Consider the following 11,712-nt stretch of genomic DNA (forward strand, 5'->3'; position numbering starts at 1 on the left):
TGTGAAGAACTATAACTGTTAATTTTTAGAAACTTTTTCTCTTTTTTATTGTAAACACAATTCCCGCACCTGCGAATACCATCGCACACACAAGCAATACAATTGGTGCCGCATCCCCTGTTTTTGGAGATCCTGACGCTCCCATATACGTATACTTAACCGGATTCTTCGAAGTGTTCTGTCCACCGTTTGTTCCATTATCACCATGTGTCACATTTGCATCCGGTGCCTTTGGTCCTTCCGTTGTGCCCGGCTGTTCCGTTGTGCCCGGATTCTCAGTCGTACCCGGATCCTCTGTATCATTCTGCTTTGTCGAATAGAACCACGCAAGAATAACCATATCCTTCGTGACATTGCTGTAATCCTGATCCCAGCCCTCAAAAGTATATGTATAATCCTTTGTCGGTGTCTTCGTCGGTGTTCCTTCCGGTGGTGTCGCAGAAGTTCCTTCTTCTACTGTCTCAGTCTTCAAAACATTGCCATCGCCATCTTTCCATACAACCGTATAAGTATTTGGCTGCAATACCCGATACAACGCATAGGTTGAAAAACGGTTTGTCGTAATGATGACATAATCATGTGTCAAAACAGTACCTTCTGCGCCTGCCCAGTTTTCAAACATATAATCATTTGAACTCTGTCTGTGCAGAGAAGCCACCTGAATATTCTGCCCTGCCAGATCTTCCAATGGGAAAGAAATCGTAACCGGATCTGCAAGCTGCGTCAGATTATTCGACTGGTCAGGAATATAATTTCCGTTTTCGTCATAAACATTCTTTTCAATGTACAAATTAATATATCGAACAATCTCCGCTTTCTTTCCAAGTTTATCTGCAAAGATTCCCTGTTCTGCGGATGCTACATCACTTACCTTGATATAGCTTGCATGAAGCACAATATCAATCCTGCCTCCACGTTCTACGACTTCCATATCTGCATCTGTGATATTTCCCTTGTAGATGCTTCTGTCATAGATTTTCTCCAATCCGGATACTGCAACTTCTACATCCCCATCATCTAACACAACTCTTGTAGATAATCCGGTCAGTTCAAAGTTCACTCCACCTACAGTCATGTAATTCTCCGGATATGTCACCTTTCCATCTTCAATCGTAACGAATGCTTCCTGAGAAAGCGTTCCGTTCGTTGCAACAATACGATATGTTCCATTGGAAATACCGTTGAAGATATACTGCTGTTCTTCCATAGATTCCGTATCCGGTTTCACAACAGCTCCACCAATAATCGTATTTCCGCTGTAAAGATTTACATAAATTGGTTTTTTCTTCTGACCATCCGGAAGATCCTTATCATAGCTTGCATATCCGCAGATTGCTACCGATGAATCTCCTGCCAATGTCTTGAAACTTCCTTCTACGACACGCTCCTCGGATGAGTTTAATGTAGCCGCATGCACACGGTAATTGTATACCGTATCTGCCTTCAGTTTGCTGAAGTTGTAAATCATTTCAATGTTGCCATCCGCATCAACTTCTTTGTTTACAAGCACAGAACTGTATGTAGTATCTGTATCCTTCTTATATTCAATATAGCATAGACTTGCTGACAGTGCATTGGTTCCCTTTATAACATTCGCTTCAATATGTGCAGTGGAACCAGTGACTGACGTAATTGGTGAAACCTGCAATTCAAGCGGTTCAAAGCGTACTTCCTCAGACTGATTGCCTGCATTGTCATATGCAGCAATCGTATACGTTGCGCTTCCATCCGCCTTGAAGCTGCCTTTGGTAACGCCATCTGTATCTGTCACTGTAACCGCATTACCATTGACAAATACCTTTTCTGTATCCACGCCACTGACCAGATCAATTGCCTGGAAATTAATCGTCACGTCACCATCCGCATCCACAACAGACTCTGTAATCTGTACAACCGGACCATCGATATCTACCTTTGTCGATTCAGATGCTGTATCACTCCTGCAATCAGCTTCACTGACCGCCCACGCTTCCACTGTCACATCCCCCTGTGCATCAATCGGGAATGTTTTGCTTTCCTCTGAAAAACTATCGGAGAAATCATGTGTTCCGGAAGCATCCTTATAAGTAACCTTGTAGTAGGTCTTAACAGGCACATTGTCGCTCGTCTTTGTTGTTGAATTGATTGTAACATTCGGCTTATCCTTGATCAGCCAGCCTGCATTTCCAATCTCACCATTTTCGCCCTTTGTGATAGATACACTCGGCTTATCTGGTCTTGTTGAAGAAATATAACTGTATTTTACTGTCTTTTCTGCTACATTTCCTGCCACATCTGTTGCAACCAGGATATACGTTCCACTATCTGTCACATCATAAGTATCGGACCAATGCTTTTCTCCACCTACATTCCATGTCTTAAGTGGTTCTCCATCCGTATTATCTTTGTAAAGTGCAACACTGAAAATTCCACTTTCCTTTTCCTGCTCTGTAACTTCCATTGTAATCGTTACATCCGACTGAAATTTCGAATCACTCTTTCCGTCATCCTTCAAAGTGATTTCCGGCTTAATACCATCAAACAGGAACGGACCCTGTTTTTGCACATCAACAATATTTCCCGCATTATCTTTTACAACTGCCGAGAAATAATATTCACCCGGAACATAGCTGGCATTGTCATCTCCGCTGACTTCATATCTAAATGTATAATCCTTCGTCTTTGCATCCTTTGTGACATTGTCTCCATATACAGATGTAGTGCCATTCAGCGGTGTACTCGGCGTCCTAACTGTCCATTCTGCTTCATCCAGACCACTGTCTGCATCCGATGCTTTGATCTGTGCATCCAATACATGATACCACTTACCTGTCGATGCCTGTGTTCCATCATTGCCAAATACCGTCATCGTTGCAGAAGGAGGATTATCTTCGACCATCCACTCATAATACTTGTCTTTAAGCTCTGCATTTGTATTGGTTCCGTCGTAACATACCAGCTTTGTATGTATTGATTCTTTCTGTTTCGTATCTGTTGCCCATAATACGAGCTGTCCGGAATATCCACTTCCTACCAGAATGGATGCCTCATACAGATTATTTCCGATTGAACGCATATCCGTTTGCCATTTCGTCGCTGGCACTGTTTCTGCATTCTCTCCCGCAAAATAATAATTCAGATATTCACATGGACTTTCCTCTGAACGGTAAGTCACCGTCAAAGTCATTCCTGTTATATTATCCTGAGAATGATAGTACGAACCAAAGCCAAGCTGGTTTACATATTTGTTTGGCTCCACCGTATAGCTAAAATATTCAGGCACCTTATTATCAATCTTGATCTCTTCGGATATAGTATAAATCGTTGAGATTGCACCAGTCTTGGAATCCCGAAGCTGGAACTGAATGTTCTTATACGTTCCATCCTTCGTAATTGCAGCTTTTCCTGATGAGAAGAGCTTAACTGCATCTGCCTCGCTCATTGATTCATCGATATCACTCTCTCCTGCCCCAAGAATACGAACCATATCATATCCATTCTGGGCAACGATTGTATAGCTGGAATAATATCCCCCTGTCGGTGTCTCTTCCACCGCAAATTTTCCATTCGAAGTATCTCTCGTCACAGAAAATGTCGGTACTGTAAGAATCACTTCATAATTGCCGCCGGTTGCAAATACAGGTTGGGTTTCATAACCGGAACCCGGTCGACTGTATAATTTACGGGTTGATTTCCACTTTTTCTGATCCGGTTCCAATCCGGCATACGTTTCCAGAAATGCACTTGGATTTTCCGGATTGTAGGCATTTACCTCTTCTCCATTATTTCCATCCGCAATATTATTTGCATCTGTAATCGTCAATGTACAATTCGGTGACTGCTCGCCAAATCGAACCGATGTCTGATCGTAAGCAACCGAAACATGCAGTGTTCTCGGTGTTACACTTGCCGCATTTGGCACATCCAGACAACTTCCATCCTCCGATGTACCAACCAGTTCATAACAATCAACATGCTGATTACCGGTCAGCTTAGGATTTTTCAGTTGAATGGTCTTTCCTTCCCCTACATCTTCCCCGCTGCCGGATGCGTCTGAAAGTAAGGTTGCAGTCGGATCAAACGACACTTTAATTCCATCCTGCCCAATGCATGCCGGTGAAGTTTCATCGGCTGCCTTCACGTCTGCTGTCTCTTTGACAGAAATCGTATTGGAATTATCATATACCTTTGTCAAAGAACCACTCGTCGTTGAGCTCTTTACAACTCCGATCTTCACAGGAAGCGGTGTTACCTTGAATTCCAAAGTGAAATTCATCTGATAGGTTCCGTTTTTCCTGTTCGTATCTGTAACAGAAAATGTATACTGCTTCTCTGCAATATTATTTGGTGTTCCTAAAATTGAAAATGAATTTGCTGCCGGTGTTACCGCAAGTCCATACTGGCCCAGTCCGCCTTTCGCTGATGTAAGTTCATCCATGCCACTTAACTGAATTGTATCACTTGAAGTTGAATCCTTATATTTGGCAGTAATCGTATACTTCATTTCCTGTCCGTATGTGCCGGTAATCGGAATCGTTGTTCCATCCACTTTTGTATCATTTACATAGATGTCAATATTCTTATATTCCCACTGTCCAACCAGTGTCACACCCTGTACATTCGGATTTGCAGTCAGGCTGCCATCCTTCTTTGTTACAATTCCACTATCCAAATCTGCAACAACGGTAGAATCTGTTATGATTGTATCAGTACCTTCAATCTTCCATCCGGCAAATTGATATCCCTTATTTTCAATCAGGGACTCATCCAATGTCAAAAGATCAATCTCATCTCCATACCGGAAAGGGTCACTCGGCTTAGATGTGGCATCCGGATTAAGCGGTTTTAACTCATCTACAATTGAAGAATCGTAATATTTATAGGTAATATTCAAATCAGAAACCGGCGTCCATTTCACCGAAAGATTGAGCTCGTTCTGATTTACATTGTCAAATTTTATAGCAATATCTGAGTTGATTCCATACGCACCAAGGCCGTCATATACATAGCCCCATTTGTAAAATTTATACGCATCCGCTGTTTTAACAGAATACGTTACTTCCGGATTCAAAAGTCCGTTGCCACTCGGTACTTCTACTTTCTCGCTTATCTTTGCGTCCGGATCCACTCCTGTATTTTCAAAAGTCACTTTATATGCGGTTCTTACAATCTTCACATATACATCATAAACGATTGTGCCATCGATTGTCTGAATCGTTGTTATCGGATTCTGGCATTCCGGATCCGAATACAGAAAACCGTCTGTTTTAAAATAATCTTTATCCAGCTTGAAGGCTGTCACTATATCATCAGAGGTAGATGTAGGAGTAATCACACTTTGATCCGGAGTAAAAGGCAATGTAATATTATCCAAAACGCCTGCCGGATCCGTTACGGCATGGTATGTAACATTGACACTACCTGTCTGTGTGCTTCCATCTGCATTATCTGCCTGCATAAGATTCCCTTGCATATCTAACGTCTGAACCGCATACGCGCTGTCATCGTCTGCATTTACGGCGTCTGTCGCAGTGTTCGTAAGTGCTGCGTTGGGATCATCCCCATTGTTCACAGCCGATGATGTCAGGAACAACGACTGGGTAATAAGCAGCGCCACGACCATGATGGATGCCACCATCTTCTTGCCATTTCCCCGTCCCCAGCAAACCGCATGGGAGATTGCCGTCACAATCGCAACCAAGGCAAGCATCGGATAGATCAAAATCCGATGTTTCTTACCGATATCCAATAATTTACTTACCAACTTGTCCTTTAAGTTCATAGTTACACCTCTCTACCTTATAAACTTTTTATATTCGATACAACTTATATTTTCTTATGTCTAGCTATACTAATCCGCAATTATAATTTATTGTATCATACTGGTTTGCAAATTCAAATACTTTTTATGAAATTTCCACAAAATATTGGGGTTTGGTTAGAAATAATGACTTATTTTGTACTTTCAGATGCTGGCCAAAGCTTCCTAATGATACCACGTCTGCTTCCAGAGTGGTATATACGATCCATCATAGAACGATGGAAGATTCTGATTGAGATATGCAAGTTCCGCTTCATACTGGCTTCTGCTTATCCCCTTGTAATAAAATGGTTGTTCTTCCACAATCGAAGGATTACGGAATGAATCATACTCCACAAAACTCTCGTATTCGAGTTTTTTCGGGCTCTCTGGTTCCTCTCCCATACAACCCCTCCTTCCATACCTTATTATAATAAGATAATAAAGGGTTTGTATGGGATTTTCAAGACTTATTCCAAAGTGCAACAAATACGAGCATTTTGTGGATATTGTGGATATCTGTCCGCACGTTTTCATGATATCCGCATATACTCTATCTGCCGGATTTATTCCGGATAGATCAATCGGTCTTCCGAAATATTCTCCAACACATCGGTCAGATACTTTTTACTTAAATATTTCGCCATCGGCAGGTTCATATCAAGATAATTTCCGCAATCCCGTGCACACGCGCCCGGTACATCCCCCTCAAACTCACTCATAAATGTATAAAGTTCTTTCAACAGTGGCACGATATCTTTTGATTCATACTCGCCCGCCAGAATCAGATAAAAACCTGTCCGGCATCCCATCGGTCCAAAATAAATGATCTTATCTCCATATTCCTTATGATTCCGAAGAAATGTTGCTGCAAGATGCTCAATCGTATGCACCTCTGCCGTATTCATCACCGGTTCATAGTTCGGTCTTGTCATACGAAGATCGAATGTCGTAATTACATTTCCACCGACATTGTCCTTTCTTGACACATATACGCCTGGCAACAAATTCAAATGATTCACTGTAAAGCTTGCTATCTTTTTCATATTTTCTTCCTACTCTCCTATTGATTCTATATTACTATTTTCATGCTATATAATTGCCATCTTATATAATTCTTGTTCTTTGTGATTCTTACTCTATGTTTCTATCCATCAATATTTGACTTGTAATTTTTTACATTTTATCACATATAGGATTGGCTCTTATTATTTTATGAATTCACATATCCTGCAACAATCGCCTGCACAAGTTTCACGCTGTGTGCGATAGCTTTCGCCTCAAAGGTTGGATAATCTTCCGTTGCACTGTCATCCGCCTTGTCTGAAATCGCACGGATGATCAGAAATGGAATCTGATTCAAATAAGCGGCCTGTGCAATCGCAGCGCCTTCCATCTCGGTGCAATCACCTGCAAATGTATCTAAGATGAATTCCTTCTTCGCCTTATCGGAGATAAACTGATCACCGCTGACAACGCGTCCTTCAAATACATGAACATCCGGGTTCACACGCTCACAACATTCCTTCGCCAGCTTTCGAAGCTTCTCATCTGCGACAAAAGTCGATGTCTCCATCCGTGGAATCACACCCGGTGCATAACCAAATCCTGTTGCATCCATATCATGCTGCAGAGCGTCTGTCGAAAGTACGATATCGCCGATATCAATCTTTGCGTTCAAGCTTCCGGCGATTCCTGTGTTGATTACGGCATCAACATGATACCGGTCGCATAGAATCTGTGTGCAGATTCCCGCATTGACCTTTCCGATTCCGGAGCGGACAACGACAACATCCTTACCGCTCATCGTTCCCTTATAGAATTCCATAGATGCCTTTGTCTCGACTGTGACATCCTGCATTGTTTCCTTTAATTTTGCAACTTCTTCATCCATTGCGCCGATAATTCCAAGCATTTTTCTTTCCTCCTTAATAAATATAATTGCAAATTCAAGTATTTCTATCTTCCATATTTATAGTTTAAGCTTCAATCCTATGCGATGTATTGGAACTAAGAATTACTAAATGTTCCAATACACTCCATCACTTCGTACGAAACCGTCGCCAATTCGCCATCCATGGCTCAGTGGCGGCTTGATTGAACATCGTGTTCAATCATTTCTGTTTATGTCACAGAACATTAAGTAATTCTAAGTTCCAAACATATGCATATCCTTGAATTTCAAACTATAAATATGGAAATACACTTATCGCATTTTGCAATTATGCATTTACTTCATCATTTCAAAAATGTTCAAGAGATTCTCTTGCATTTTCTATCTTATTGCATAAGATTTCGTAAATGGTTGTGATTCCTGCATCGTCGTATGCAGCTTCCGGCAGGTCCGCAACATAGAATTCGTTCAGAATATACATCGCCAATTCCTGAAGCTTCTCACCGCGACCGCTCTGTTTATGCTCCACCATCTTCTGTCCGGCTGTGCGTATAAGCGCATGCCACTCCGTGACAAATTTGCGGTTCTTCTCCGGGCATCGCATGGATATCCACTTTTTGACCTTGATCTTTGCCAGATTATTTTTCGCGCACTCACCGGTCTGCAGGAAATAGGAAAATTTCCCTTTTTCATCATAGACTCTTCCAAGCGGGAACAACCGGCAGATGCCCGGTCGTATATCATGAATCCGGCATCGTCCCTCGTCGTTTAGATAAGCGCAGCTATCTTGTTCCTTTTTCATGCTGAGATTCGGCAGGATCAATCCATCTACGATATTCAACTCTACATTTCCGGTTGCAAGAAGCTGTTCAAAAGTGAGCTTCTTTTCTTCTGAGAAACTCTTCAAAAGCCAGATATCATAGGGATCTAAGATGATAGAATTTCCCATGCCTGTACAGCATTTGAAACAGCCATCACACCCAGCGGTATCCGCTTTTACCATATCATTTTCTCTGTATGTCCGTCCATCGGATATCTCTTCCAGACTACATTCGCGTATCATATGTAACTCCTTTTTCTGTAACTTTTCCACGTAACGATAATAGCACAATTTACAGACGATTTTCAATATAAAAGCAATTTTCAATAATTTGAAAGATACTGCTTTTCAATATCAATCATCCTCATGATATTGGATCACCTCCCATCTTTTCCATACATTGTATGTATATTCATCGCGTTTGTGCTTTTCAAAGCAACACCTCATCACAGCTACCACAATCATTTTTCTTATCTTTTTAATCATTTTTTCTCCTTTAAATAATGTTTTTATTTTTCTATTTGACCTCCTTATTTATAGAATGTATGATTTTTTTATTTTTCCCCACGCTTCATGAATTTTTTTATTTTTTTGTAAAAGAAAAAGTCGTTTTTCATCAAATTTGATAAATAACGACTTTTTCTTTTTCCTCTATAAAATTTAATTATTACTTTATTTCAGCATTCCCCAAATCAATATACACTTTTCACCATTACACATACCGACTAGCTTCCGGAGTGGGTTTTCTTGCTTGCTTTTCTCTTCCTACGCCCACGCCGTGGGTTTTTCCGCTTACTTCTTCCCTCCCACACCCAGTTTTCTCTCCTCAACATATCAATAAGCTTCCGGGATGGGTTTTCTTGCTTGCTTTTCTCTTCCTACGCCCACGCCGTGGGTTTTTCCGCTCGCCAATTTCTCTCCACGCCCACTTTTTCCTCCATAACCTAGCGACAAGCTTCCAGAGTGGGTTTTCTCGCTTGCTTCTCTCTTCCTACGCCCACGTCGTGGGTTTTTCCGCTTGCCACTTTCTCTCCACGCCCACTTTTCTCCCCGCAACCCAACAATAAGCTTCCAGGGTGGGCTTTCTCGCCTGCTTCTCTCTTCCTACGCCCACGTCGTGGGTTTTTCCGCTTGCCACTTTCTCACCACGCCCACTTTGAGTCAACAAGCTTGCACAGAGACAAGATGGCGCTCTGCACATCTTGTCTCTGATTAGCGGTCGTCAAATGCACCGCATAAATGCGTGCATTTTCCTCGTCGCTATAGCAAAAAACCACCGTATATCTTACGATACACGGTGGTTCTGAACTCTTATTTAGTATTTACTTTCGCAAATAATCAAATTACTTTGCAGCAAGCTCAGCTTTGATAGCCTCTGTCAGTGCCGGAACGATCTTGTTCAGATCACCAACAACACCATAATCAGCTACATCAAAGATTGGAGCGTCTGGATCCTTATTGATTGCAATAATGATATCAGACTCTTCCATACCGGCTACGTGCTGGATTGCTCCTGAGATACCGATTGCGAAGTAGAGCTGTGGACGTACAGTCTTACCTGTCTGACCAACCTGAAGCTCCTTTGGCTTCCAGCCTGAATCTACAACGGCACGTGAGCATGAAACCTGTCCGCCAAGTACGTCTGCAAGATCTTCCAAAAGCTTGAAGTTCTCAGCAGAACCAACACCACGACCACCAGATACAAGAATCTTTGCATCCATGATATCCTTGATGTCTGAAACAGCCTTAGAAATCTCAAGGATCTCTACATATCTGTTATTTGGTGTGAAACCTGGGTTGTAGTTGATAACCTCAGCCTTTGCGCCCTCAACCTTATCAAGCTTCTGCATAACACCCGGACGTACAGTAGCCATCTGAGGACGGTTGTCAGGACATGCGATTGTAGCGATTGTGTTACCACCAAATGCTGGACGAGTCATAAGCAGCTGATTGTGCTTCTGCTCTTTTCCAGGAATTGGATTAACAGGGAAATCACCGATCTCAAGTAATGTACAGTCTGCTGTAAGTCCTGTCTGAACTCTAGCTGAAACTGTAGGGCCAAGATCACGACCGATTGCTGTTGCACCAACCAACATGATTTCTGGCTTGAATTCATTGATAACTGAAGCAAGTGCGTGTGCATATGGCTCAGTTCTGTAATTCTTCAACTCTGGATCGTCTACTACGATTACCTTATCTGCACCGTAAGCAGCAAGCTCGTCTACAAGTCCTGAAACATCAGAACCAACCAATACTGCTGTTACTTCTGTGCCTAACTTCTCTGCAAGTCTCTTTCCTTCGCCAACAAGCTCGAAAGAGATTCCGCTTAATACATTATCTACCTGCTGTGCAAAGACGAATACGCCCTTGTACTTTGCTAATTCTTCTGCATTCATTGCTCCCATTTTATTCACCACTTTTCCTTTTTAATTAAATTACGTGCTTATCCTTCAGTTTACCAACAATATAGCTTACTGGATCTGCGTCTTCTGGAGCCATCTCGCCCTGACCCTTCTTAACCTTGTCAGAAGCTCTGGCGATCTTTGTTGGAGAACCATTCAAACCGATGTTTGAATCATCAACATCTACAAGATCTGCTCTACCAAGAGTTGTAATCTCTGCATTCACTGCATCGAAGATTCCGCCTGGTGTCATATATCTTGGATCATTTAATTCAGAAAGTGCTGTGATAAGACATGGCATCTGAGCCTTTACCATATGGTAACCATCGTCATACTGACGCTTAACGATTACGCTGTCTCCATCCACCTTGATCTCCTGTGCATAAGAGATAACTGGAAGTCCAAGGTGCTCAGCGATCTGAGGACCAACCTGAGCTGTATCACCATCGATAGCCTGACGGCCTGTAATGATCAGATCATAGTCAAGCTTTCTGATCGCACCAGCGATTGTTGTAGATGTTGCCCAAGTATCAGCACCACCAAGTACACGGTCTGTTACAAGAACACCCTTGTCAGCGCCCATAGCGATTGCTTCCTGAAGAACATCTGCAGCCTTTGGAAGTCCCATTGTAAGAACTGTAACCTCAGCGCCATACTGATCCTTCAGTCTAAGAGCTGCCTCAAGACCAGCCTTATCATCTGGGTTCATAATTGTGAGCATTGCTCCTCTATTCAATGTACCATCTGGGTTGAACTGTACGCCACCCTTTGTATCAGGTACCTGCTTAATACATACGATAATTTTCACGATAAGTAC

Annotated in this window: 7 protein-coding genes; all 7 read right to left on the reverse strand. The window is 42.2% G+C overall.

Annotation, left to right across the window (positions count from 1 at the left end):
* Positions 1–25: 25 nt before the first annotated feature.
* Positions 26–5,761: a hypothetical protein gene (locus KP625_RS04385; protein ID WP_238299547.1), complete on the reverse strand. Its 5,736-nt coding sequence runs from the start codon at positions 5,759–5,761 to the stop codon at positions 26–28.
* 204 nt (positions 5,762–5,965) lie between these two features.
* Positions 5,966–6,184, reverse strand: a complete 219-nt coding sequence (locus tag KP625_RS04390) for a hypothetical protein (RefSeq protein WP_238299548.1) — start codon at positions 6,182–6,184, stop codon at positions 5,966–5,968.
* Between the two features lie 161 nt (positions 6,185–6,345).
* Positions 6,346–6,825: an S-ribosylhomocysteine lyase gene (locus tag KP625_RS04395; RefSeq protein WP_238299549.1), complete on the reverse strand. Its 480-nt coding sequence runs from the start codon at positions 6,823–6,825 to the stop codon at positions 6,346–6,348.
* Between the two features lie 167 nt (positions 6,826–6,992).
* Entirely contained in the window at positions 6,993–7,694 is a 702-nt protein-coding gene (locus KP625_RS04400; RefSeq protein ID WP_238299550.1) for a 5'-methylthioadenosine/adenosylhomocysteine nucleosidase, read from the reverse strand.
* Positions 7,695–8,022: 328 nt separating this feature from the next.
* Positions 8,023–8,736 carry a YkgJ family cysteine cluster protein gene (locus tag KP625_RS04405; protein WP_238299551.1) on the reverse strand — a complete coding sequence of 238 codons (714 nt, stop codon included), beginning with the start codon at positions 8,734–8,736 and terminating at the stop codon, positions 8,023–8,025.
* 1,100 nt (positions 8,737–9,836) lie between these two features.
* A complete protein-coding gene (locus tag KP625_RS04410; protein WP_021986153.1) occupies positions 9,837–10,898 on the reverse strand; it encodes an electron transfer flavoprotein subunit alpha/FixB family protein in 1,062 nt (353 codons plus the stop codon).
* A 25-nt stretch (positions 10,899–10,923) separates the two neighbouring features.
* The gene (locus KP625_RS04415; protein ID WP_021986152.1) at positions 10,924–11,703 is read right to left on the reverse strand and encodes an electron transfer flavoprotein subunit beta/FixA family protein; all 780 of its coding nucleotides are present in this window, start codon (positions 11,701–11,703) and stop codon (positions 10,924–10,926) included.
* Positions 11,704–11,712: the final 9 nt, after the last annotated feature.

The sequence above is a fragment of the Eubacterium sp. MSJ-33 genome, assembly GCF_022174665.1.
In the GTDB taxonomy this organism is placed as follows: Bacteria; Bacillota; Clostridia; order Lachnospirales; family Lachnospiraceae; genus Coprococcus_C.

Bases quoted from the DNA above. Each gene is read 5' to 3' on its own strand.
- KP625_RS04385 (WP_238299547.1), bottom strand. From the start codon at position 5,761: ATGAACTTAAAGGACAAGTTGGTAAGTAAATTATTGGATATCGGTAAG.
- KP625_RS04390 (WP_238299548.1), bottom strand. From the start codon at position 6,184: ATGGGAGAGGAACCAGAGAGCCCGAAAAAACTCGAATACGAGAGTTTT.
- KP625_RS04395 (WP_238299549.1), bottom strand. From the start codon at position 6,825: ATGAAAAAGATAGCAAGCTTTACAGTGAATCATTTGAATTTGTTGCCA.
- KP625_RS04400 (WP_238299550.1), bottom strand. From the start codon at position 7,694: ATGCTTGGAATTATCGGCGCAATGGATGAAGAAGTTGCAAAATTAAAG.
- KP625_RS04405 (WP_238299551.1), bottom strand. From the start codon at position 8,736: ATGATACGCGAATGTAGTCTGGAAGAGATATCCGATGGACGGACATAC.
- KP625_RS04410 (WP_021986153.1), bottom strand. From the start codon at position 10,898: ATGGGAGCAATGAATGCAGAAGAATTAGCAAAGTACAAGGGCGTATTC.